Here is a 24,877-nt window from a genome sequence, read left to right as displayed (position 1 = left end):
AGCTGTCAGATATGCAATCTGTAATATCCATGGTATATTTCCTAACAACAAATGATAAACATCGTCATTTTTCTACATTCAAACTTAATATTCATCATACTTTCTGATATTCTTTGAGGATTTGTTCAGAAAACCTATTTATCAACACTTTGTCCACATAAAAAAGCCCAGAAACTTTATTCAAGTTTTCCTGGGCTTATTATTTTTATCCACAACTTATGCACATAACATATTGCTTTATTCTCTTTATTTTTGCGGAACAAAAGCATTACAACCAAAGTTATCCACAAGATTAAATTTATTCCCCTACTTATCAACAAGCTGTTAACAACTTATCAACAGGAAGGTTCATTCTGGATGAATAACGTAACGATTATATTTTTCATAATCCGTTTTCTTGCACTCAAGCTTAATTCGATATCCGTTTTCCTCATATTCAGTTTCCGTTATATGACCATTTTCATTGAAATAAGAAACCAGCTGTCCTTGATCAAATGGAATCAGCATTTCACAATGAGTATAGTCGACAAAAATATGTCCGCGAATTTGATTGATCAATTCCTCAATGCCGACTTTGTTTTTTGCGGACATATATACAGATCCACGATTCACCTGCGGAATTTCCAAATCGGTAAGGTCCGCTTTATTATAGGCAAAAACCGTTGGAATCCCTTTAATGCCTATCTCTTCTAAAGTCTTATCAGTTATCTCTATTTGCTGTTCATGATTAGGGTTGGAAAAATCGACAACATGGATCAACAGATCCGCTTCTACCACTTCTTCTAATGTGGATCGGAATGCTTTCACAAGGTGATGGGGCAATTTAGACACAAAGCCCACCGTGTCCGTCAATAAGAATTCCTTTTTATCCGGAAGCGGAATGTTTCGAACGGATGTCTCTAGGGTAGCGAACAGCATATCCTTTTCCAAAACCTGCTTCTCGGCTGTTGGATGGAACATCCCAATCAGGGCATTCATGATCGAAGATTTCCCTGCATTGGTATACCCTACTAAGGATACAACAGGGATGGAATTCTTTTTCCGCTGTTTTCTCTGCGTTTGCCGGTGCGCAACAAGCTCTTCCAATTCTTTATTCAAAACACTTATATTTTCCTCGATTCTCCTACGGTCAAGCTCTAACTGCTTTTCACCTGCCCCTTTGTTTGTGCCGACTCCACCACTTTGACGCCCTAATGACTCCCTTAAACCAACAAGGCGTGGGAGCATGTACTGAAGCTTTGCCACTTCTACCTGAAGCTGTGCTTCCTTCGTTTTCGCCCGGTGCGCGAAGATGTCAAGAATCAAGATTGTCCGATCGATCACCTTGCAATCCATGTCCCTCTCCAGGTTCCGAAGTTGCGAAGGTGAGAGCTGATCATTAAAAATGACGACGTTAGCTTCCTTATACTCAACGAGACTTTTTACTTCCTCAATCTTCCCGGTACCGATAAAATGTGATGAGTTCACCCGATGCAAATTTTGTGTGATGGCCCCTGCAACCTCTACCTCACACGCTTCCGTTAAATTGGCCAATTCTTCCATTGAATACTCAAAATCCTTTTGACCGTTGAGATTAACTCCAACCAAGATTGCCCTCTGCTGTAATTCCATCCTTTCAAATCCCTTCCTACATACCGTACTCCCAATAACCTTACACATAGCCATACCTATCATACTGCACTAAAAGTCAGCCACATTGTAGCATACTAACCATCACTTGCATAACGATTGCTTAGCCAAGCAAAATGTTCTTATTAGAATTCCTTTTACTAATAAATAAATTCAACTATAAATAACAGGACTAAATATGACCTATCATGCTATATATCCTATTGATATTATTACTTTGGTTGACTAACATGATTTCCCTTGGAACACCGTTAACACTTTCCCTGTTCAAATCTATTTACGTTTCCAAAGGAATATGGATGCATATTTTCCAAGTTTCACATGAAACAATCGGAAAGTGCATAACAAAGGCTCCCCAGCACCTTAAAATGCACCAGGGAGCCCATATTCTTTTATTCTTTTATTCTTTTATTCTCAGTAATCTTAGGCTGTTCAATGTAACTAATAATGTTGCACCCATATCGGCAAAAATCGCCATCCAAAGTGTTAACCAGCCCGGCGCTATCAATAATAAGGCCAGGATTTTAATCACCAACGAAAACGTGATGTTCTGCTTAATGATTTTTAAAGTTTTGCGACTTAAGCGGATTGTATAAGGCAGCTTCGATAAGTCATCACCCATTAAGGCAATGTCTGCTGTTTCAAGGGCCGTATCAGTACCTGCCCCGCCCATCGCAATCCCTACCGTGGAAGCTGCCAAGGCAGGCGCATCATTGACACCATCGCCCACCATGGCCACTCGATCATATTTTTGTTTCCATTGTTTGATGATGGTCAGTTTATCTTGTGGCAATAGCTCCGCCTCAATCTCCTGAACCCCAGCTGCAGCTCCAATTACTTTTGCTGTTCCGATATTATCCCCGGTCAGCATTATCGTTTTTTCAATGCCCAATGCATGCAGTTTCCGAATTGCTTCCTTACTGCTTTCCCTTATTTCATCAGCCACCGCAATGAGTGCCAGGAGCTTCATTTGATCGCCTAGCACCATCACTGTTTTCCCTGCATTTTGAAAGCCGCTGATCAGTTTTAGGACATCATTAGGGAAAACTATACCTGCCACTTCTTCAAGAAGATGGGGTTTACCAATGTAATAGATTTCTTGATTAATTTTCCCTTTTATACCTTTACCGGTGATTGCTGTAAAATCCTCGACCAATAAAGAATGATAGTCCACGTCATGGTTTTCCGCCTTTTGAAGAATGGCCGTGGCAAGGGGGTGCTGTGATCTGCTTTCTAAAGCGGCAGCGATCGCTAGCACGTCCTGTTCATTCAACACATCAGACAATACTGTGAAATCAGTCACTTCAGGTACACCCTTTGTTAAAGTACCCGTTTTATCAAACGCAATCGCCTTTAAGGCTCCTGCTTCCTCCAAATGGACCCCGCCTTTAATCAGCACACCATGTTTAGCAGCATTTCCTATTGCTGTCACAATGGCGATGGGCGTTGAAATGACCAAAGCACATGGACAACCGACAACCAGTACAGCCAATCCCCGGTAAATCCATTCACTCCAATCTCCATTGTTCACAAGCGGGGGTAACACGGCAATGACCAAGGCAATGAGCATAATAGCCGGCGTATAAAATTTTGCGAACTTATCCACGAAAGCTTGGGAAGGGGCCTTTTCTGCCTGTGCTTCTTCAACAAGGTGGATGATTTTTGCAATCGTCGTATCCTCGACCCGCTTCGTGACCTCCACTTCGAGCAGCCCTTCCCCATTTAAGGTTCCAGCAAATACTTCACCCTCAACCGTTTTGAAAACCGGCTCGGATTCCCCTGTAATGGCTGCTTGATTAAGTGTCGAGGCCCCTTTCATGATCCTGCCATCCATGGCAATCTTTTGGCCGGGTTTAACGATCATGATATCGCCCACTTCAATCTCACCAACAGCAACCATCATTTCGTGATGCCCTCTTAGGATCAAGGCTTCTTTAGGTGCGATATTCATTAAGGATTCTATGGAATTACGTGCTTTATCCATTGAATATTTTTCCAGCGCTTCACTTATTGCAAATAGAATGACGACAGTTGCCCCCTCGCCCCATTCACCCAGCACGGCCGCTCCGATGATGGCAACCGTCATAAGGGTGTGCATATCAAAACGAAGTCTGGCAAGATTTTTCAACCCATTGAAAAATAATGAATATCCTCCAACTATGATTGCAGCCGCATAACCGATTATCGGTATGGTGCCTCCATCAACATATTGCTTATCCAATATCCAACTGATTAGCAGAAGGATAACCGAGAACACCACTTTAATATTTTCTTTTTGCTTCCAAATTGGTTCCCTTTGCGTCACCTGTTCCTGTTCATCCCGGATTCTCAGGTTATCAAATGCCCCCGCCTTTTCAATCTCTTCAATTGTCGCGCTTCCCTGTATAGAAATTTTTGAAGCACCAAAGTTAATTTTGGCTTCCTTCACACCCTCCAGATCACGGACATTGTTTTCAAATTTAGCAGCACAATTCGTGCAGGATAGACCCTGAATACGATACGTTTTTAATGGGGACTCAGCCATCGACCTTTACCTCCTGCTGATGTTCTAATGCAATGAGAATCAATTGCTTTATATGGTGATCATCCAAAGAATAAAAAGCTAACTTTCCTTCTTTTCGGTATTTTACGATTGCATGTTTATAAAGTGTACGAAGATGATGTGACGTTGTCGCCATCGAAGCACCAATGATATTGGCCAGATCGCACACACACAATTCCTCGTCCGTACAGAGCGCATAAGCTATCTTCGCCCTATTTTCATCACCTATCACTTTAAACAGCTTCGACATGCTGGATATATTCACCTGGCTCATCTCTTCTTGTATGCGATTAACCTTCATTTCATCATGCAGGTGGACATCACATACATCTTTCAGTTCCGTCATCTTCTCACACCCTCATTCAAATCTGCGTTTGATTATAATATAACATAATTCCCCGAATATTCAAATCCATATTGGAATGTTTAAGAATCTTTCCCCTTCCTCCAAACGGCATAGTGAAAGTACCCTATATGTCTTTATATGTGGGTATCACTTTTTTGTTTCACATCCACGATTTTTCTCGCCCCCCTAGAATGTTGCTGAACAAAAAAAGACAGGCCCCAGAATATCCGCCTGTCCTCTTTCCAGGAACCCATCCATCCTTCTCGAATCGCGTGAACCGAAACTTTTATCTGCCAGTGAAAAAAAAGAAGTCCTTCACGCCCCTTCAATCCAATGATTTCAGTAATTCCCTATCCGTACCTTGATAAGTATAATATATTTAATTTAGTATTTTCTTGAAGAACTATGATATACTTAGTCAAACCTTTTTAAGCGTTTTACTTTACTTGTACCATTTACCCTGCTCATCGTTGAGCAGGGTTTTTTGTTATGTATTTTCACAAAACAAAAAAGACAGACCCTATAACTAGGATCTGTCTTTATTCGTTTTTGAAATTATGCTTTTTGAACGTTAGAAGCTTGAGGTCCACGTTGACCTTGTTCTACTTCAAAAGTAACTTCTTGGCCTTCGTCTAAAGATTTGAAACCTTCGCTTTGGATAGCTGAGAAATGTACGAATACGTCGTCTCCGTTTTCGCGTTCGATGAATCCAAAACCTTTTTCTGCGTTAAACCATTTCACTTTACCTTGTTCCATTGTTGTTGCCTCCTAGTGCATTTAAGCACATTGTATTACTATCCTTGCTCTAAGTCATCATCGAAAACGAAAAGTAGTACTTTTAGTATCCTTAGTACCGAACAAAAATAATTAAGACTAAGCATAACATTAAATGGCAGCGATTGCAAATAGTTTGGGCAAACTTTTTTCAAGCAATTTTTAATACTCTTTAAATTCATCAAATAAGCATGAATGGACTCTATGTGTTATAGCTTACTGGCCCAGATGACATCTCACATGCATTTCCACAAACAAAAACATCCCGTAAACAAAGCTTACGGGATGTAAAAAATTATTTTTTCGTAATAAACTTTTCTACCATCTCTTCTAATATGGCCGCTTCGTTTGCTAACTCTTCGTTTTGCTCTTTCAATCCAGTCATTATGGAGCTTTGTTGAATGGCAGCCGCAGAGATTTGCTCCGTTGTTGCGACTCCCTCTTCTGAAATCGCTGCTATTTCCTGAATGGATGCTAGGCTTTCATCCGAGGACTCGTTGATTTTTTTCGAATGGGTCGCTAATTGTTCTGTGCCTTCCAACAATTTCTCTACGGATTCGAATATCTTATTGAAAATCTCGCCATTGTTTTCCACTAAGGAAACACCATTTAATATATCCTGGAAACTTCCATCGTTATTTTGGATGACTTTGGCTGTTTGTTCATTAATCCGCATGATCGATTCTGAAATGATATCAATGGATTCATCTGTTTGCACAGCCAATTTTTGCACCTCTTGAGCGACTACAGCAAAACCTCTGCCGGCCTCCCCCGCCCGTGCCGCTTCTATGGAAGCATTAAGGGATAGCAGGTTCGTTTGAGAAGCAATGACCCTTATTAAACCTATCACTTCATTTATCTTCACTACATCCTCTTCCAGGCTCACCAAATTGACTTTATTCGCTTGGCCATTTTCCAAGATTTTATCCATCTGGCTCGTTACATCCTGCACTTGTTTACTTCCTTGTTCTGCAAGTGTATTCGCATGCATGGTAAATTCATTCATTTTATTCGTTTGCTCGCTCATTAAACGGATTGTATCCGTTAAGTCACTGATCATATTGGAAATTCGGTCAATATGATGGGCACGTTCTTCTGAAGCTTTTGCCTCTTCCGTTGTCCCCGTTACTATCTGGCCATAGGATTCCACCATCTCTTCAAAGGATTGGTGAATGGACACTGTCGTTTGATTCATCTTTTGAGCATGTTCACGGACATTCTGAATTATATGGGACAAACTTAATCTCATTTCTTCGAATCCATATGACAGATCGCCAATCTCATCCTGTCTGCCAATGGGAATCGATTTACTTAAGTCTCCTTCTGCCATTTCATTCGTGTAACCAACAAGCTCATTGACGGGTCCCGAGATCTTTTTACCGATGACAACGGCGCATAGCACGCCTAATATAATGGCACTTGCAAGAAATAAGATATTATAGAATATCATTGTGCTTTTCAATTCATCAATGAATTTTGCATCCATATCGATTCCGACAATCGCGTCCGTTCCCTTGATTGGCGTAAAGTATGACTTGTGTGTACCCCATTTATCTTTATATATTTTACTTAATACGCCTTGGTTTCCATTTATCGATTTTGCCTGTTCCGGCGTGAAAGGGGATTCCACCATGAAGTCCTCGCTGCCGTTCAGGGCTACAATCATTTCGGCATCATTCTCCCGCTTCAGTACATAAACATATTCAATGCCCTTTTTATCTTCAACAAAGGCATCTAATTTCCGCTTAATCTCTTCTCCCCGCACCGAAGCATTGTTTATCACAGTGGGATTGAGGCTTGCTGCTAAGCTGTGGGCATTTTCAGAAAGACGCTCATCGAATTGCGGAAGGACATTCTCATTGATCATTTTATTAGTAATATAAGAAAAGCAAAGGCCCATGACCCCTGCGAAAAGTACGAATGGAATAATATAAAACAAGAATAGTTTTGCCAGCAAAGATTTTTTAGGATTTAGCTTTGAAAATTTCATTTCCGTGCCCCCCTTAGATTAAAACCAGGTGTTTTATATTCAAATATGATATTAAGTCCAAATGAAGCAATTGGAGATTTTTATTCAAATCCTCACTTCTATAAAAGATGATTGCCATGCTCCGGTCATTTTGGAAAGGAAGCTGTCTATATTCCAATACATGTTCGAATTCATGACGAAGTCCATCATGATCAATACATGAAACATCCTCCAGATTTATTTCCAGTGGAACCTCTGCAAAGAAAAAGCTATATATATGATCGTCCATCTCTTCCAATATCCGATTCCAATCGGGTTTCGTTCCTGAAAAATAGTGCTCATACAGATTCATTCCATAGGCATGGTAACCTAGATCCGTTGTACCCGCCCCAGCAAAACGCAGGGGATTGATTTCGATGGGTATCACCCGGTCTCCCTTTTTGCGAATTTCAAAGTGTATAGGATAATTCCTAAGTGGAAGGACCGTTTGGGTATTCTTCATGAACTTTAGTGCATCATGATAGATTTCATTGATGGCCAACTTCGAAGTATAATAAATTCGATCGGAAGTATCGTAATCATCCTTGAATAATCGTTTGAAGACATTCAAAATGACCGGTTCACCATCTTGATTGTAATAACCATCAATGGCATACTCTTCACCCTGAATCCACTCTTCTATTAAAACGGTCTGGGAATCGACCACTTCTGAATCATATAATCCACCCGAATGAAGTAAATCCGCTTTAAGCTGGTTCACGGCTATTTCCCAATCCTGCTCATTCTTGACTTTGTGCACCCCTACACTTGAATAGCCAATATTGGGTTTGATAACCACTGGATACGGTATTTGATTTTTATCCAGGTCACTTATTATGGATAAATCGATATCTTGGAAATAGAAATCAGGATATAAAGATTTCGTCAAATTTCGTACCTGACTCTTATCCTTCAATAACTTTGACCAAATGTATTCATTGCTATTTGGTTGAAAATGACCTAATACTGTTATGCCATTTTCAGAGTTTGTAAGAATTCTTTTTTCCTTTTCCATGGAATTGAAAAATTCTGTATCTTTTTGAATGTTTAGCTTTTCCGATGTTAAAGTGTCTCCCCATTGCCCTTGTTCCAGTACTGGAATTTGCTGTTTCTCTAACACCTTTAGAAGAATTGGCGACACAATGGACTCATTCAAAATAATCATTCTTTTCACCTAACTTATCTGTTTTTTGTATCTCCATATTTAATCGGTTAAAAGCGGTAAGTATTTAGCTTATGTAGGTATTTATTATTAAAAATGCATTAAAAATCAATATATCTTTTTACCTATCCCATCAGATCTAGCCTTGAGGTCCTTACACATACCATCGAATATTTAATTTTCTTGAATCTTCATTAAAAAAGGCCGACACTATTTTAAGTGTCCGCCATATTTTTTCAAATTTATCATTCAGAAAAAGTTCACCAGTAATTTCGTGGAATAACTAAGACTAAATAGAAAAATACTTAGGAGTTCATATTCAATTCATAACTTTTTTATATACTTGCCCTATGAAGATCAAGAAAGGATGTATTAACATATGTCAGAAGAGAAAAAACAAAAAGGATGGCGCCAGTTCATTCGGTTAGTTCATCAAACGAAGCCTTCTAAACTAATGATAGGGATTGCATTAGCATTAAGCCTAGGTACAACAGGTGTAGGTTTATTAGTCCCTTTATTCACAAAAAATCTAATTAATGATTTTTCAATCAGTTCACTAAGCACTGAAAGGATCACACTTCTCGTTCTTGCCATCATTGTTCAAGCATTGGCCAGTGGATTTTCCATCTATTTATTAAATCGAATCGGTCAATCTGTAGTGGCGGGTATCCGCGATCAACTATGGAAAAAATTACTCGTATTACCCGTGAGTTATTTTGATGAGCATCCATCGGGTGAAACGGTCAGTCGCATGACAAATGATACAACTGTAGTGAAGGGATTAATCTCTGAACACCTCTCTAATTTCGTTACAGGCATTATTTCCATCGTTGGCTCCATGATCGTGTTATTTGTACTGGATTGGAAAATGACATTGTTGATGTTCATTGCCATCCCACTCTCTGTTTTGATATTAATGCCACTAGGGAAAAAAATGCATAAAATTTCAAAAGGGATGCAGGATGAGACAGCAAGCTTCACCTCAGTCCTTCAGCAGGTGCTAACGGAAATCCGTCTTGTTAAAGCATCGAATGCAGAAGCCTTGGAATATCAAAATGGAAAAAAAGGAATCAACAAATTATTTCAATTTGGATTAAAAGAAGCAAAAATCCAAGCTTTGATTGCGCCGCTAATGAGTTTTGTCATGATGGCCTTACTCGTACTGATTTTAGGTTATGGGGGAATGCGTGTCTCTTCAGGAGCCCTGACAGCTGGAGCTTTAGTTGCATTCATTATGTATCTTTTCCAAATAATCATGCCAATGGCTCAATTAGCCAGCTTCTTTACGCAATTCCAAAAGGCTACGGGTGCAACAGAGCGCATCATTTCCATTTTGGATTCAGCAGAAGAAGAAGACGCGAAGCAGCCAGTTCAAAATATAAGTCAATCAATCAGCGTGGATCACCTGAACTATAGTTACAATAATGGAGAACAGGTACTTAAAGATATAAGCTTTAACGTTGAAGCTGGTAAGGTCACTGCAATTGTCGGACCAAGCGGCAGCGGAAAAACGACACTTTTCTCTTTATTCGAGCGTTTCTACAAACCACAGCAAGGCTCCATTTCCATAGGAGGGAAGTCCATAAATGATTTCACGCTCCTTTCATGGAGAAGCCAGATTGGTTATGTTTCACAAGAAAGTCCAATTGTATCAGGCACAATTCGAGATAATATTTGTTATGGAATGTATCGGGATATAACGGATGAGGAATTAAATCAAGTCGCTAAAATGGCGTATGCAGATCAGTTTATTTCCGAGCTTCCCAACGGATTTGATACAGAGGTTGGTGAAAGGGGCATGAAATTATCAGGCGGTCAAAGGCAAAGAATTGCAATCGCTCGTGCATTTTTAAGAAACCCTAAAATATTAATGCTTGATGAAGCCACCTCCAGCCTAGACAGCAAATCGGAAAATGTCGTTCAACAGGCATTGAATGATTTAATGAAAGGCCGAACAACAATAGTTATCGCCCACCGCCTATCGACCGTTATCGGTTCAGATCAAATCATCTTCCTGGAAAAAGGGAGAATAACAGGTAGCGGTACACATAAAGAGCTGTATAATACGCATTCATTATATCGCGAATTTGCCCAACAGCAGTTGCACAAACTTGAACTGGCCTAATTCACCGAAAGGAAGGAAGAAGGATGACAAAGATATTAATAGTCGATGATGATGCACATATTCGCGAGCTTATAAACCTGTTGTTAAGAAAAGAAGGATTTGATTTATATGAAGCCTCGGATGGACTGCAAGCATTGAAAGTAATGGAGAAAGTGAAAATAGATTTGGCAGTCATCGACATTATGATGCCTAACATGGATGGATGGCAATTATGCAAAGAGTTAAGGGAATTTAGTGATATCCCCATTTTAATGCTGACTGCAAAAGGGGAAACAACACAAAAAGTAAAAGGATTCGGTCTTGGGGCAGATGATTATCTTGTAAAGCCATTTGAACCGATCGAATTGGTTCTTAGAATAAGAGCATTATTAAAACGGTATAAAATCACTATTTCACAAACATTAAATATCGGCGAATTAAAGATGAATCGCAACACGCATGAAATGTCATTCAAAGACCAGGAATATACAATTCCATTAAAAGAATTCGAATTGTTGTTTAAATTAGCAAGCTATCCTGGAAAAACTTTTTCCAGGGATGATCTTATTGAAGACATTTGGGGCTATGATTATGAAGGTGATGAACGAACTGTCGATGTTCATATTAAAAGAGTGAGAGAACGGTTTCCGGAATCGGAATTCCCCTTCCGGATTAAAACGAGTTGGGGATTGGGCTACCGTTTGGAGATAACGAGATGAGAAGCGATCGATTTTTCAAACAAACACTTGGCATACTGTTTTTTCTTACGTTTATTTCAATTTGCTTTTCGGCCGGTTACTATATCATTCAGCTATTGCCATTAAGGTTACCCGATTATGTTCGGTTTCTGGCCACTATCATGACAAGCATCGCAATCATGATATCCATCGGTTATCTTATCCGCGCTATCCATCACAATAAACGGGTAAATATTTACCTCGAGATCATAGATGCCTTAAGGAAAATAGCAAATGGCGATTATAATGTACAATTGGATTTTAAAATGGAAAAGAAAAACGAAATGACCGATATCATTAACCACTTCAATCACATGGCCAAGCAATTGAAGCAAATGGAAGAAATGCGGCAGGAATTCATCTCTAACGTTTCACACGAAATACAGTCGCCCCTAACCTCCATTGTAGGTTTTGCCCAAGCTCTTCAATTTAATAAGCTGACAACCGAAGAACGAAATCATTATCTTCATATAATAGAGACAGAGAGCAGGAGATTATCTAAATTAAGTGATAACCTTCTAAAGCTTACATCCCTTGAATCCGAGCATCATCCTTTTGAAAGGACAGATTTCCGGCTGGATCAGCAAATACGAACCATTATTTTGGCTTGTGAACCTACGTGGTTGGAAAAGGAACTCGAATTGGATATAGCTTTAGAAAAGATTCGAATTTTTGCAGACCAGGATTTAATGAGCCAAGTATGGACAAATTTAATACACAATAGTATCAAATTCACCCGCCATCGTGGAAAAATCACGATTCGGTTAAAGCAGATTGATGACCTGGCATCCATAACGATATCCGACAATGGAATTGGCATATCCGAAACGGACCAGTTTCACATTTTCGAGCGATTCTATAAAGCCGACCTGGCAAGGGAACGTACAAAAAGCGGCAGCGGCTTAGGTCTGTCCATCGTGAAAAGAATTATAAAGATGCATGAAGGGACCATATCCGTGGAAAGTGAACTCGAAAAAGGAACGACCTTTACGATACTGCTGCCTGTTTCGTGAGGGTTTTGTGATTGTTAAAAACCTTTTTAATCATTAATGCTGCCTGCTATTTTTAAAAACACTGCCCGTTCGTTGATGATTATATTGTAATATCAACACTTCTACTAAAGATTGTTTGAAATTTCGGAGAAACTTCCTTAAAAGATCGAAATAGGAATTGGGTAATTTAAACATATTAATATTACTTATATTATAAACGTTGGGTACAAAAAGCGAATTTGATACCCAACGATTAACAAGCCGGAAAAATTGTTGTTGGCAATAAATATGGACATTCCGCTTAAATGAAATCGTTATAATACCTGTATTATCTTTGATTAAAATTTATGTTATTGTCAGGAAAATAACATACATCAAAAACAACAAAATAATATATCCATCAAAGAATTTAACTTTTCCACTTTGAAAATGGTTATTTTTTCTTACCTTTACAAATAAGAAAGTCAATATAGATAGAAAAAGTATTAAACCAGTTATGGTGGTAATTGGAGATACCATTACCTTAAAATAAGTTTCAGTAACCTTATCCGGGAAATGCATGATGATCCTCATTATTTCATTCACCAAAAAGTGAAAAAAGATAGCCGGGACGATACTCCCAGTATAGATGGATAATAGTGCAAGAGAAATACCCATTACAAATGCAAAAACAAAATTTCCTACCGTCATATGATAAATGCTAAAAATAAGAGCACTTAAAATTATGGCCGATTTTATGTTCATTCTCTGATATTGTTTTAATAATATACCCCTAAAAAGAATTTCTTCACTAATCGCCACTGAAAAGCCAATCATCATAATGCTGTAAAAACTTATGTTTTTACTACTCTCCATAAGTGTACCAACAATTTTTTCAGCAGTAAGCCATTCGCCCGTTAGTAGATAATGTTGGCTCCTCCCAAAAAACACAGTTAGCATATGAGCTATACTCCCCATTAAAATACCCAGAAGAATATATTTTATATGTACCTTATTAAGCCTAATGCTCGATAAGGTTATTTTTTTCTTTTTTAAGAAAAGAAAAAGAACATAGATAATAACCAGTTTACTTATAAAGAAAAATAATTGTTTGTTTATTTGCAAAAAAAGTTCTTGTAATGTAAGTTGGGCAAAAGGAAAAATAATCATAATTAGTATAGTTATGTATAATATAAAGCGATGTGTTTGCTTAATATCAGTATCCATTCTTACCCCTTTATTATACAATAATTTCAAAGAAGCCATATTAGAATAAGGGTTTATATTTGTGCTGTTTTCAACTTATTTTATTGCCATTTTTTATATTTAATGTAAGTTGCATTTCTTTGCTCTGTTTTTATCAAATTACCAGTTGGACTATATGTTTTTAGAGTTCCAGTCAATTTCCATGTTTCTTTGTATTGGTTCCATTTTTTCGTTGCCGAATATACCTTTTCTCCGCCACCAGAAATAACTAATTTACCAGCTATCTCCACCCTGAAGGTAAGGTTAAGACTCCAGTTTGTAGTATCAGTCACTTTTTTTGTGAAAGACACTTGATTGTTGTTTATCTGTGGCTGTTTTCCAAGTATACCGATTACCAGTAGCACACACAGGAGATATACCAATTCTATTATTCGTGATTTCTCCTGTTTTTTCATCTACAAGTATAGGTATTTCTTGACCTAAAAGTACATCAGAGCCTGATAGAGTTGTATATTCTGTCAGAAACTCACCTGATTGGCTTTCCTCTTTTAATTCAGTTGGAGAACTTGCAAAGGTTGATATGGGATTAAATCCAAACCAAAATACAGGAATTATTAATATAAAAAGGTATAATAACTTCTTCATCTCTTCACCCCACCTAATATTTTTTCCTTAGATACCCCTTATGAATTTTTGATTTAATATCTTAAGTAGTTTGGTTGTAATATTTGTTATCTCGATTTTATCAAAAAACAAAAGCACAAAGAGTTCCAAACTTGGAACTCCTTGTGCTTTTTTTGAACTTAAACTATATGGAGTCGCAACCGTAAAGGTAGGTTATTAAGGATGGAGCATATGCCTTTTTGCCTATGGAGAGCTTATAACCTCAGGACCACATCGTTTCACTTCTAATATGGAACAGAACCCCGAATAATGGACACTTTAATAGAGATTCAGCCCACCCTCCGATTTTTATTTATTTCCGCCAAAAAGTTGAACAGTCTGCCTTATCAAAAATATTATACTCGATCATTTTCTCAAGTAATGAGTAATCAACCGGACTATCCCACTTGATACGTACCAACTGCTTGGTGTGATCATAGCCAGCCTGCACGATTGCATCAGAGAAATGATCGATCCCTGCCTTTTCAGGGGCAACAGCCAAATGATGTTTGGCTACGCTAAAGCCAATAATATATGTGTCATGATCGGTAAACATAGGCTGATTCCACGCAATTTTCGGCATTAGATTTGGAAATTTCTTAGATACCCAAGCCAGGACTTCTTCCGTTCGTTCCCTATGTTGCGGGTTATCAATATTCGTTAAAAACTCTGCAAAGACTTCCATGTCATTCTCTCCTAAATTAAAAAAATTTTATGAAGACTTCATTTTCAACAATGCACCATAGGAAGATCATTAACATTGCACTAATGGATGCCATGACTACCTACTGATGGATTTGATAGATTGCATTACACTGCACACCGATTCTTATTACCTCGGTCTTCTAATCCACTTGTCAACTTGAGAGGTTCTCGTTGTTTTAAACATAAAAATACCCCTTTGGCTAATCATAGCCAAAGGGGTAAAGCTTCGCAACTTTTTATAATCTACATTGCATTCATTCAAACTTACTCAACCGTTACACTTTTCGCAAGATTACGTGGTTTATCCACGTCACATTCGCGGTGCAAGGCTGCGTAGTAAGCAATGAGCTGCAGCGGGATAACAGAGATAAGGGGTGTTAATAGTTCATTCACTTCCGGGATGACGAAACGGTCATCCTCTTCTTCCAGACCCTTCATGGAAATGATGCAAGGGTTGGCGCCGCGGGCAACCACTTCCTTCACATTACCACGGATGCTTAAGTTGACGCCTGCCTGAGTAGCAAGGGCTATGACAGGTGTACCTTCTTCAATCAAGGCGATCGTTCCGTGTTTAAGCTCGCCGCCAGCAAAGCCTTCCGCCTGAATGTATGAAATTTCCTTCAGCTTAAGCGCCCCTTCAAGAACAACATAGTAGTCAAGGGAACGGCCAATGAAGAAGGCATTTCTTGTAACGGACAAATATTCACGGGCGATGTCTTCCATCTCTTCTTTCGAATCACATAGGGCTTCCATTGCCGTTGCAACGATTCCAAGCTCTTTTACAAGGTCGAAATCATACTCCATGTTACCGAATTGGCCAGTTACATTTGCTAATATGGCCAAGACCGCCACTTGAGCTGTGTAGGCCTTTGTTGAGGCAACGGCAATTTCAGGACCAGCATGCAGCAAGAGCGTATAATCCGCTTCACGTGACAATGTAGAGCCAGGTACGTTCGTGATGGTCAAGGCTTTATGACCAAGCGCTTTGATGGACACTAACACGGCACGGCTATCTGCAGTTTCACCACTTTGTGAAATGAAGATGAATAGCGGCTTTTTCGATAATAACGGCATATTGTAAGTGAATTCCGATGCCACATGGACCTCAACCGGTATTTCCGTCATTTTTTCAATGAATTGCTTACCAATCAACCCTGCATGATAGCTAGTTCCGCAAGCGATGATATAAATACGGTCAGCCTCACTTACGGCTTCAGTAATGCTATAATCGATTGCAAGTTTACCTTCTTCATTTTGGTATGCTTGAATGATTTTACGTATGACAGCTGGCTGCTCGTCGACTTCTTTGAGCATATAGTGAGGATACGTACCTTTTTCAATATCACTTGCATCTAGTTCAGCAGTGTATGGAGCACGCATAACTTCTTCGTTGGAAAGATTCTTGATCGTTACCTTTTCATTTGTCACGATAACCATTTCCTTATCCATCAGTTCAAGGAATTGATCTGTGACTTGCAACATGGCCATTGCATCCGAAGCGACAACGTTAAAGTCTTTTCCGACGCCGATTAGCAGCGGGCTTTTATTTTTTGCGACAAAAATGGTTTCATTATTTTCAGCATCCAATAGGGCGATTGCATATGAGCCTTCTAATAGAGTGAGTGTTTGACGGAACGCCTCTTCCACTTCCATACCATCGTTTACGAACTTCTCTATGAGTTGAACGATGACTTCCGTATCCGTTTCACTTTTAAAGGCAACATCCTTCAAATATTCACGTTTTAGAATCGCATAGTTTTCAATGACCCCATTATGAACTAAAGTCAATCGACCTGAATTACTTTGGTGAGGATGGGCATTATCACGGCTTGGCACACCATGGGTCGCCCAGCGTGTATGTCCTATTCCAGTATGTGCAATAGTGTTTTCATCCACGGCTCCGCGTAAGTCCGCAATTCGTCCCTTTTCCTTAAAGATTGTCACGCCTGCTTCATTTCTCACAGCAATCCCTGAAGAGTCATAACCGCGGTATTCAAGTTTTTCAAGACCTTTTAATAAAATTTCCTTCGCATCATTAAGTCCAATATATCCAACAATTCCACACATAATTTCTGTTCCTCCAAACGATTCGAGGGAACAGGAATGCACGGGGGCATCCCTGCCCCCTCATCTCTGATATATATTTTTATAAAGGAAATGCCCTAAAGCACTTTTCCCATTGTGCATTTCCAATCCTTTGTGCAGTAAGTTGCCCTACTGTTTTAAGATTGGAATTACTGCGGCTGTGCACTTCAGCCGGGAGGTATCCGCCGATCATTCGATAAACCTCCTCCTCGTCAACTAAGCCTTTTTCGACCAGACTTAGTTCAGGCGCTTTTGTAAATCAGTTTCTCCTTGCCTACCCTCCTTTTTTGAAACAACCATTTTCAGAAAATGAGTTGTAAATCAGGATAATCATACCTTAAACAAGGGACATAGGTCAATTCTTTATTACATTGACCTACGAAAAAGAACTTCTTTATAAAAATATGCATAAAAGGAAATTTTGTTCCTTTTATGCATACGATTGGATTGTTATTCGTTTATTCCCATTTCCGCTCTAACAACTGAGACGATGCGATCTACATAATTAGTGCATTCCTCAGCAGTCGGTGCTTCAGCCATTACACGGACTAGCGGTTCCGTACCGGATGGTCTCACCAAAATACGACCGTTTCCTGCCATTTCCCCTTCGACTGCCTTAATGACTTCCTGTACCTTTTCATTATCAGTTACACCGTGCTTATCGGTAACTCTGACATTGATGAGTGTCTGTGGATATTTCTTCATCTCGCCAGCTAGTTCCGATAAGGTTTTTTGGGTGTCACTCATGATGTTCACAAGCTGTAAGCCCGTCAATAAGCCATCTCCTGTCGTGTTATAGTCCAGGAAAATGATATGTCCGGATTGTTCGCCGCCAAGGTTATAGCCGCCTTTTCGCATCTCTTCCACCACATAGCGATCCCCCACTGCCGTTTGGGCACTTTGTATACCATGCTCTTCAAGACCTTTATAAAAACCAAGGTTGCTCATGATCGTAGAAACCACTGTTCCCTGTTTCAGACGGTTATTTTCTTTCAAGTATTTCGCACATATATACATGATCTGGTCGCCGTCCACTATATTTCCTTTTTCATCTATGGCAATGACGCGGTCTCCGTCACCATCGAAAGCAAGTCCAACATCAGCACCTTTTTCTTTTAAGAATTCAGCAAGTGCTTCAGGGTGTGTGGAACCTACCTTGTCATTAATGTTCAATCCATTGGGCGATGCCCCCATTGTAGAGATGTCTGCATCAAGATCGGCAAACAAATGCATGGCCAAGGCCGATGTCGCCCCATGTGCGCAATCAAGCGCAACATGAATGCCTGTAAAGTCTTCATCCACTGATTGTTTCAAATACTGGAGATACTTTTGCCCTCCTTCGAAATAATCGTTCAAATGGCCCAAATCTCCGCCAACCGGGCGCGGAAGTTCATCCTTTTCCAAATCTAACAGTGTTTCAATTTCCGCTTCTTGATCATCGGATAGCTTAAACCCATCCGGTCCAAAGAATTTAATGCCATTATCCGCTACCGGATTATGCGAAGCCGAAATCATGACACCTGCTTCAGCACTTAAAGCCTTTGTTAAATATGCAACTCCCGGTGTCGAAATTACACCCAGGCGCATCACTTCAGCCCCAATGGATAATAGTCCGGCAACAAGTGCACCTTCCAGCATTTCACCAGAAATACGTGTATCGCGCCCTATCAGCACTTTGGGTTTTTCTGTATTTCTAGTAAGAACGTAGCCACCTAAACGGCCTAGTTTAAATGCCAACTCCGGTGTTAATTCGCTATTCGCTATACCCCTAACTCCGTCTGTTCCAAAATATTTACCCATCTTTATCGCTCCTTCTTCGAATCTTTACTGAATTAAATGATGTTAAAGGAAGGTCATGTCTCTTTTTCGTCTTTTTGAGTAATGGTTACCGAAGTCGTTTTAGGATCCAGTTCCCAGGTCACTCCCTCAGGCGCGTTTACCATCAGTTCTACATCATGCGTACCTTCATCTAAATTACTTACATCTACTGTAAGATTAATGTCTTCTTTAGTTATTTTCTTCAAGTCATCCGCTTCACCAAGCAAGGTGATGCTTGCTACATCGGTTTCCAATTCGGCGTCTTGGTCATCCTTTATGCCCACAGGCACTATTTTTATATTGCTGAATGTTTTAGATTCAATGGCAGCCGGTTCATCTTTATCGGCTACCTTTTCTTCTTGTTTTTGTTCAGTTTCCGGTTTTTCCTCTTCTTCAACTGGATCTACATTCGCTTCATCCGCATCCACATCCACTTTCTCTGTGCGAATCTTGACCTTTGCTTTACCCAAGGACATTTTTTGTACACTTTCGGGTTTAGTAAGATCGAGTTCCAGGTCTGTATCACCGTCAATTTTCGAGATATTTACAGGAAGATTTACTTCACTTATTTTCCCAAGGCTCGTTTCTGACCCGAATAAGGTGACCTCATTTGGATCGACACTTATACTCTTGATCCTGATGCCATCCTTTGCCTTCCCAGTTTGCTTCGGGGTTATCGGCACCGTCTTGGAAGGAATGCTCACTTTTAAGGAAACGGCAACTGAAGCGGGCTCGATCGTCACGTCCAACTTATTCAAGTCCCGGTCAAGGGCTTTAACGGTTGCCTTTCCGTTCACATTTTCGTTAAGTCCCTTACTTATTTCAAGGTTTGCCTTTACATAGGAAATTTGATCAATCGTATCTTTAGCACCCGTTATTTTGACAGTTTTCGGGCTTACTGTTGGCTGGTCAGCGGTATATCCCTCTTCTAGTAAAGAGTTGTTATACTCGGCTTCAACGGGGAATTCCTTCGTCACCCGTTCCTGAACATTGACTTCCGCATATTCAGGATCGACCGTCGCCACTAACCTTTCATTCAAATCACTTATTTTAAATGTGACAGTTCTGTTCCCCATTGAGATTTCAGGATCCGAAAGGTCCACATAAACTTTAAAGTCCCTTTGGTTTTTCGCATTTATCAATAGACTTTTTGCTCCCTTTAGAGTAACATCCACCGTTTCAGGGACTCCGCTCACCACTAGATTCTCACGGTCATAGTACACTTCAACCGGTACATTTTCGATGGTCTCCGTACTGATTTCAGGGGCGGTCGATAAACCAAGGGATTTTTTATCCGACTCCATCTCAAAGTTAATGGAAATGAACAAAAGTACTGCTAAGGCAAAAGCTACGATTCTCATAAACCAAGCGCTATTGGTGTACTTATCCATTCTTTTTCCCCCTCCAGTTCCAGATGCCTGAGGAAGTTGATTTGATGTTCTCCACTACCAGTTCACTAGTAAGCATGGCCCTAAATGATTCTTGATTCAAATCCCGGTAAAGCTCGCCGTTTTTAGTGACGGATATCCCTCCCGTTTCTTCTGAAACAACAATCGTAAGACTATCCGTAACTTCACTCATGCCGATGGCTGCCCTATGCCGCGTGCCAAGTTCTTTTGATATGAATGGACTTTCTGATAATGGCAAGTAGCAAGCTGCGGCCGCAACCTGGTTATTTTGTAAAATAACTGCGCCATCATGGAGCGGCGTATTGGGGATAAAGATATTAATGAGCAGCTCTGAAGAAATATAGGATCTTAGAGGAATCCCCGTTTCAACATAATCTCCAAGCTCCGTACCTTTTTCTATAGTAATCAAGGCTCCAATCCGCCTTTTCGCCATATAAGTGGACGCCTTTAGAATTTCTTCGACTAAACGCTCTTGCTGGTTCTCTTCTGGAACGGTGCCCCTTGCAAAGAGCTTCCCGCGTCCTAATTGTTCAAGTGCCCTTCTCAGTTCAGGTTGAAAAATGACAAGAATCGCCAATACTCCCCAATTCATGACTTGTGCCATTAACCATCCAAGTGTATTGAAACCAAACAGGTTGCTTAAGCTTTTTACAATGACAATTACAAAAATTCCTTTTAGCAGCTGAATAGCCTTCGTGCCTCGAATAATAGTTAACAATTTATATATCACAAACCATACAAGGAGAATATCAATGAAATTTACTACATAGTCCCAAACAGTCAAATTGGATAAAGACATGTTGTTTCCTCCAGTCAGTATTACTCCAAATACCAATTACAATCGTTGTGTAATAACCTTAATAGTATACCATTTTTTAAATGATACATCTAAAAACTAGTGTGAGAAATTTACATGGTAAGGACGAATCATGCAAAATGGTTCCTTTCCCTTTAAAAAATAAAGCTGAGCGAAGTCACCGTATATGAAAACGATGCCCTTCTCCCAGCTTATAAAGCTTATTCCTTTTTTTCCTCTTTAGCAGGAACCAACGAGGTTGCAGTGTCCTTTACTTTATACCACATCCACTCAAAAGCTTGGTCAATAACATTGATGCTCCCAGTCACATTCCCTGCCTTAGACATATATTTATGTCCATTTATGACTGTAACATCTCCTTCTACTTCACCATCTATTTGAATGTTACCATTTTGAACTACCACATTTCCCTTGATTGTCTCACCTGCAGGCACAATCACCGTTTCACCTTCGACCACTAAGTTAGGCTGCTTTGACACTGAAAAATGTTCGTCCTGATTATAAGTGGAAAAAATAGATCCTGTCATCAATAAGATGAACATCGCTGCGGCTGTCATGAAGGGATGGCTTTTGAACCAACGTTTGGCGCCCGTTGTTTTCGTTTCCTTTGGCAATTGAGCCATAACCTTTGCTGTAAAGTCATCCGGGGCCTTAATATGTGAAGTGCTTTGTACAAGCGCGACCGCCTTTTTCATTTCATGAAAGTAATCCCGGCATTCAGCACAATTATGCAAGTGCTCCCGTAATACTTCTTTGTGCTCAGGTTTGATGTCCTCATCTAAATAATCATGCATATATTCAATGATTTCCTCATGGCAGTTCATTTTTCTCACCTTCTTTTTATAAATGGCGTAGTTGTTTACGCAAGGCTTCCCGACCACGATGTATTCTCGTCTTAACCGTACCGACTGGCAAATCGAGTATTTCACTGATTTCCTTTAAAGATAACTCTTCAATATACTTCAATACGATTACCGATCGGTATTTCTCGGGTAATTTCATTATTTCAACTTGAATGGTTTCCTGTAGTTCTAAAGATTCAACCTCTTCCTCGGGTTTCGCCATATCTGATGCAACATGGGAATACATATTCAATCCTTCTGTTCCTGCCACCTCTGCATCTAGATAGTAATCCGGTTTTTTCTTGCGAAGACGGTCAATACAAAGGTTAGTAGCAATCCGGTATAACCATGTCGAAAATTTCATTTGTATATTGAAACTGCGAATATTCACGAAGGCCCTTACAAAGGCCTCTTGTGCCAAATCTTCTGCTTCTTGCCTGTTTCCGAGCATCCTGAAACATATCTGGAAAACTTTGTCCTTGTAAATTTCGACAATTTCCCCAAATGCATTATGATCTCCCTTTAATACTTGATTAATTCTCTCTTTAATGAGTGCATCCATTTTCCGGTTTTACCCCCGCTCATGCGGCTATACGATTATTACGAATCGTAAGCTAAAAGGTTTCAAAAATTTATTACATTAATTTTAACAAAGTTTTACATTTTATGTTTAAGAAAAAAAAAACAGGGCTATATAGTAAGAAATTGTGAAATTCAAGGGAGTGAATCTCTACATGACTGCTGAACAAATTTTAGACCATATTGAACAATACAGACAGAAAATGATGATTTTGGCTTCCCGTTCTTCGATGGTTGATAATGAAGTTGTTGAAGTTAGCAGCAAACTGGACTCTTTAATCAACCAATACATCCATTTAACTAAAAATGGAGGTCTCCCAGACCGACGTGCTCTTAAGTGAATATGGATATGCGATTGCAACCATCTATTTATGGATATGTTCCGTTATATACACCCTGGATAATAAGCCTACGCCTTCTAGCATATAAAAAACAGTAACCCATTACAAGCCAGTTACTGTTTCTTTTATTTTTTCAGTTATAATAACTTTTCTCCAAATAACGAACCCATTAGAGCCACAGCAACGATTGCAGTTTTATTTCGCTCATCTAAAATGGGGTTGACTTCAACGAATTCAGCTGATGTAATCAAGTTGGATTCCGCGAGCATTTCCATGGCCAAATGACTTTCCCGATAACTTATGCCACCAATCACCGGTGTCCCCACTCCAGGTGCATCTGCTGGGTCAACTCCATCCAAATCCAATGAAAGGTGGACACCATCCGTTCTTTCGCTTAAATAATCTATGCACTCTTCCATGACCCTTGTCATTCCCATGCGATCTATTTCATGCATCGTAAATACTTTAATCCCTTTATCACGTATAAGTTCCTTTTCCCCTTCATCCAATGACCTTGCCCCAATGATTACGATGTTTTCTGGTTTCACTTTTGGAGCGGAACCATGGATATTGATTAGATCGGGATGTCCAAGCCCAATACTGACAGCAAGCGGCATACCATGGATATTACCTGATGGCGAAGTATCTTCCGTATTTAAATCCCCATGTGCGTCATACCAAATCACACCTACATTTTCATAGTGCTTTGCGACTCCTGCCAGTGTTCCTATAGCAATTGAATGGTCTCCACCCAATACAAGTGGAAAAGAACCGCCTTCTATTATTTCATCAACTCTTGTTGCTAATAGGGTGTTCCCCTTTGCAACAAGCGGTAAGTTTTTCAGATTTGTCCCAGGCTTATTTGCATTTCCAGGTCGTCCTACAATGATATCTCCTAAATCCTCTACTTCGATATTTAACTGTTCAAGACGCTCGAAAATCCCTGCGCAGCGAATGGCACTAGGTCCCATATCCACCCCTCGCCTTGCTTGACCAAGGTCCATAGGCAATCCAATGACGGATATTTTCTGAATAGACATACAACTCCCCCTTTCCACCATTTTACATCGTATATGATAAGTGGTTCAACTAAACATTTACATTTATAAAGATACACCACTCTTTCCTATCTCATACTTTTTCTATAAAAAAAGCTTCTAGGGGTTGGTTACCCCAACAATGCGTATAAACAAAAAAAAGTCTTAAACCATTTTGGCTTAAGACGTAAATTTTGGTGTATGTAGTTGATGGTGGAGCCTAGCGGGATCGAACCGCTGACCTCCTGCGTGCAAGGCAGGCGCTCTCCCAGCTGAGCTAAGGCCCCTAAGGGTTTAAAATAATTAAGCGGAAGACGGGATTCGAACCCGCGACCCCAACCTTGGCAAGGTTGTATTCTACCACTGAACTACTTCCGCAAATGGCTGGGCTAGAAGGGATCGAACCTTCGCATGACGGAATCAAAATCCGTTGCCTTACCGCTTGGCTATAGCCCAATATATGATATGTAATAATTAATATTCAACAAAATAAAAAGGTGGTAATCATATATTTCCCTATTAAAGAGAATATATAACTGATCCACAGGATTTTATTAAAATGGTGGAGGGGGGCAGATTCGAACTGCCGAACCCGAAGGAGCGGATTTACAGTCCGCCGCGTTTAGCCACTTCGCTACCCCTCCGCAATATATGGTTGTAAATGGTGCCGGCAAGAGGACTTGAACCCCCAACCTACTGATTACAAGTCAGTTGCTCTACCAGTTGAGCTACACCGGCAGGTGTAAAATGGTGGAGGATGACGGGATCGAACCGCCGACCCTCTGCTTGTAAGGCAGATGCTCTCCCAGCTGAGCTAATCCTCCGGATTAATGAATTAAGAATGGTGACCCGTACGGGATTCGAACCCGTGTTACCGCCGTGAAAGGGCGGTGTCTTAACCGCTTGACCAACGGGCCGGACTTTTTTTTCTGTTCATAGATAGATTGGGAAGCTCCCAAGCGGATTCGAACCGCTGACCTCTTCCTTACCATGGAAGTGCTCTACCTACTGAGCTATGGAAGCATATGGCTCCGCAGGTAGGACTCGAACCTACGACCGTTCGGTTAACAGCCGAATGCTCTACCACTGAGCTACTGCGGAA

At 40.1% G+C, this 24,877-nt stretch carries 20 protein-coding genes and 9 tRNA genes; 4 read left to right on the top strand and 25 right to left on the bottom strand.

Annotated features, from left to right (window positions below; all coding sequences use genetic code 11):
• Positions 1-348 precede the first annotated feature (348 nt).
• The 6 genes from hflX to ACFX4L_RS13895 form a co-directional block, all read right to left on the bottom strand.
• Positions 349-1,611 carry a GTPase HflX gene (hflX, locus tag ACFX4L_RS13920; protein WP_089363907.1) on the bottom strand — a complete coding sequence of 421 codons (1,263 nt, stop codon included), beginning with the start codon at positions 1,609-1,611 and terminating at the stop codon, positions 349-351.
• A 418-nt stretch (positions 1,612-2,029) separates the two neighbouring features.
• Positions 2,030-4,153, bottom strand: coding sequence for a heavy metal translocating P-type ATPase (locus tag ACFX4L_RS13915; protein WP_377405444.1), 2,124 nt, complete (start codon positions 4,151-4,153; stop codon positions 2,030-2,032).
• Positions 4,146-4,517 carry an ArsR/SmtB family transcription factor gene (locus ACFX4L_RS13910; RefSeq protein WP_284469065.1) on the bottom strand — a complete coding sequence of 124 codons (372 nt, stop codon included), beginning with the start codon at positions 4,515-4,517 and terminating at the stop codon, positions 4,146-4,148. Before ACFX4L_RS13910 ends, ACFX4L_RS13915 begins: the two co-directional genes overlap by 8 nt.
• 555 nt (positions 4,518-5,072) lie before the next feature.
• Entirely contained in the window at positions 5,073-5,273 is a 201-nt protein-coding gene (locus tag ACFX4L_RS13905; protein WP_034304915.1) for a cold-shock protein, read from the bottom strand.
• Between the two features lie 313 nt (positions 5,274-5,586).
• Positions 5,587-7,281: a methyl-accepting chemotaxis protein gene (locus tag ACFX4L_RS13900; RefSeq protein WP_377405442.1), complete on the bottom strand. Its 1,695-nt coding sequence runs from the start codon at positions 7,279-7,281 to the stop codon at positions 5,587-5,589.
• Between the two features lie 13 nt (positions 7,282-7,294).
• On the bottom strand, positions 7,295-8,464 hold the full coding sequence (locus tag ACFX4L_RS13895; RefSeq protein ID WP_377405440.1) for an ATP-grasp domain-containing protein: 1,170 nt from the start codon (positions 8,462-8,464) through the stop codon (positions 7,295-7,297).
• A 376-nt stretch (positions 8,465-8,840) separates the two neighbouring features.
• Here ACFX4L_RS13895 and ACFX4L_RS13890 point away from each other — a divergent pair, with 376 nt between their 5' ends.
• From ACFX4L_RS13890 to ACFX4L_RS13880, 3 genes are read left to right on the top strand one after another with little or no spacing between them, the layout of a single operon-like run.
• The gene (locus ACFX4L_RS13890) at positions 8,841-10,586 is read left to right on the top strand and encodes an ABC transporter ATP-binding protein (protein WP_377405438.1); all 1,746 of its coding nucleotides are present in this window, start codon (positions 8,841-8,843) and stop codon (positions 10,584-10,586) included.
• Positions 10,587-10,609: 23 nt separating this feature from the next.
• Positions 10,610-11,284: a response regulator gene (locus tag ACFX4L_RS13885; RefSeq protein ID WP_377405436.1), complete on the top strand. Its 675-nt coding sequence runs from the start codon at positions 10,610-10,612 to the stop codon at positions 11,282-11,284.
• Positions 11,281-12,315: a sensor histidine kinase gene (locus tag ACFX4L_RS13880; RefSeq protein WP_284469070.1), complete on the top strand. Its 1,035-nt coding sequence runs from the start codon at positions 11,281-11,283 to the stop codon at positions 12,313-12,315. Before ACFX4L_RS13885 ends, ACFX4L_RS13880 begins: the two co-directional genes overlap by 4 nt.
• 324 nt (positions 12,316-12,639) lie before the next feature.
• On the opposite strand, the gene ACFX4L_RS13875 is transcribed toward ACFX4L_RS13880, so the two are convergent.
• The 9 genes from ACFX4L_RS13875 to sigW all read right to left on the bottom strand — a co-directional run bounded on the left by ACFX4L_RS13875 (position 12,640) and on the right by sigW (position 22,380).
• Positions 12,640-13,500: a CPBP family intramembrane glutamic endopeptidase gene (locus ACFX4L_RS13875; protein ID WP_377405434.1), complete on the bottom strand. Its 861-nt coding sequence runs from the start codon at positions 13,498-13,500 to the stop codon at positions 12,640-12,642.
• 303 nt (positions 13,501-13,803) lie between these two features.
• A complete protein-coding gene (locus ACFX4L_RS13870; RefSeq protein ID WP_377405432.1) occupies positions 13,804-14,124 on the bottom strand; it encodes a hypothetical protein in 321 nt (106 codons plus the stop codon).
• 331 nt (positions 14,125-14,455) lie between these two features.
• Positions 14,456-14,827 (bottom strand): iron chaperone, encoded by a 372-nt coding sequence (locus ACFX4L_RS13865; RefSeq protein WP_377384771.1) that lies wholly within the window; start codon positions 14,825-14,827, stop codon positions 14,456-14,458.
• 284 nt (positions 14,828-15,111) lie between these two features.
• A complete protein-coding gene (gene glmS, locus ACFX4L_RS13860) occupies positions 15,112-16,914 on the bottom strand; it encodes a glutamine--fructose-6-phosphate transaminase (isomerizing) (RefSeq protein ID WP_377384773.1) in 1,803 nt (600 codons plus the stop codon).
• Between the two features lie 468 nt (positions 16,915-17,382).
• Positions 17,383-18,732 carry a phosphoglucosamine mutase gene (glmM, locus tag ACFX4L_RS13855; protein ID WP_284469075.1) on the bottom strand — a complete coding sequence of 450 codons (1,350 nt, stop codon included), beginning with the start codon at positions 18,730-18,732 and terminating at the stop codon, positions 17,383-17,385.
• A gap of 53 nt (positions 18,733-18,785) precedes the next feature.
• Positions 18,786-20,141: a CdaR family protein gene (locus tag ACFX4L_RS13850; protein ID WP_377405430.1), complete on the bottom strand. Its 1,356-nt coding sequence runs from the start codon at positions 20,139-20,141 to the stop codon at positions 18,786-18,788.
• Positions 20,134-20,958: a diadenylate cyclase CdaA gene (cdaA, locus tag ACFX4L_RS13845; RefSeq protein ID WP_061440410.1), complete on the bottom strand. Its 825-nt coding sequence runs from the start codon at positions 20,956-20,958 to the stop codon at positions 20,134-20,136. The genes ACFX4L_RS13850 and cdaA overlap by 8 nt, the downstream gene beginning before the upstream one ends.
• 218 nt (positions 20,959-21,176) lie before the next feature.
• Positions 21,177-21,800, bottom strand: a complete 624-nt coding sequence (locus ACFX4L_RS13840; protein ID WP_284469077.1) for an anti-sigma factor family protein — start codon at positions 21,798-21,800, stop codon at positions 21,177-21,179.
• 16 nt (positions 21,801-21,816) lie between these two features.
• Positions 21,817-22,380 (bottom strand): RNA polymerase sigma factor SigW, encoded by a 564-nt coding sequence (gene sigW / locus ACFX4L_RS13835; protein WP_089363893.1) that lies wholly within the window; start codon positions 22,378-22,380, stop codon positions 21,817-21,819.
• Between the two features lie 172 nt (positions 22,381-22,552).
• On the opposite strand from sigW, the gene ACFX4L_RS13830 reads away from it, so the two are divergent.
• The gene (locus ACFX4L_RS13830) at positions 22,553-22,738 is read left to right on the top strand and encodes an aspartyl-phosphate phosphatase Spo0E family protein (RefSeq protein ID WP_089363892.1); all 186 of its coding nucleotides are present in this window, start codon (positions 22,553-22,555) and stop codon (positions 22,736-22,738) included.
• A 137-nt stretch (positions 22,739-22,875) separates the two neighbouring features.
• On the opposite strand, the gene rocF is transcribed toward ACFX4L_RS13830, so the two are convergent.
• From rocF to ACFX4L_RS13780, 10 genes are all read right to left on the bottom strand, one after another.
• Positions 22,876-23,778 carry an arginase gene (gene rocF, locus ACFX4L_RS13825; protein WP_377384778.1) on the bottom strand — a complete coding sequence of 301 codons (903 nt, stop codon included), beginning with the start codon at positions 23,776-23,778 and terminating at the stop codon, positions 22,876-22,878.
• Between the two features lie 208 nt (positions 23,779-23,986).
• A tRNA-Ala gene (locus ACFX4L_RS13820) sits at positions 23,987-24,062 on the bottom strand.
• A gap of 19 nt (positions 24,063-24,081) precedes the next feature.
• A tRNA-Gly gene (locus tag ACFX4L_RS13815) sits at positions 24,082-24,153 on the bottom strand.
• 3 nt (positions 24,154-24,156) lie between these two features.
• Positions 24,157-24,231, bottom strand: a tRNA-Gln gene (locus tag ACFX4L_RS13810).
• Positions 24,232-24,335: 104 nt separating this feature from the next.
• A tRNA-Tyr gene (locus ACFX4L_RS13805) sits at positions 24,336-24,419 on the bottom strand.
• A gap of 18 nt (positions 24,420-24,437) precedes the next feature.
• A tRNA-Thr gene (locus ACFX4L_RS13800) sits at positions 24,438-24,513 on the bottom strand.
• 10 nt (positions 24,514-24,523) lie between these two features.
• Positions 24,524-24,599 (bottom strand) — tRNA-Val (locus ACFX4L_RS13795).
• A gap of 18 nt (positions 24,600-24,617) precedes the next feature.
• Positions 24,618-24,692 (bottom strand) — tRNA-Glu (locus ACFX4L_RS13790).
• A gap of 33 nt (positions 24,693-24,725) precedes the next feature.
• A tRNA-Thr gene (locus ACFX4L_RS13785) sits at positions 24,726-24,798 on the bottom strand.
• 3 nt (positions 24,799-24,801) lie between these two features.
• Positions 24,802-24,876, bottom strand: a tRNA-Asn gene (locus ACFX4L_RS13780).
• Position 24,877 lies beyond the last annotated feature (1 nt).

The sequence above is a fragment of the Peribacillus sp. YIM B13482 genome, assembly GCF_042787975.1.
GTDB classification, from domain to species: Bacteria; Bacillota; Bacilli; order Bacillales; family DSM-1321; genus Peribacillus; species Peribacillus simplex_A.
The sequence above is the reverse complement of the archived record's forward strand: the minus strand, read 5'-3'. Positions and strand labels throughout refer to the sequence as shown.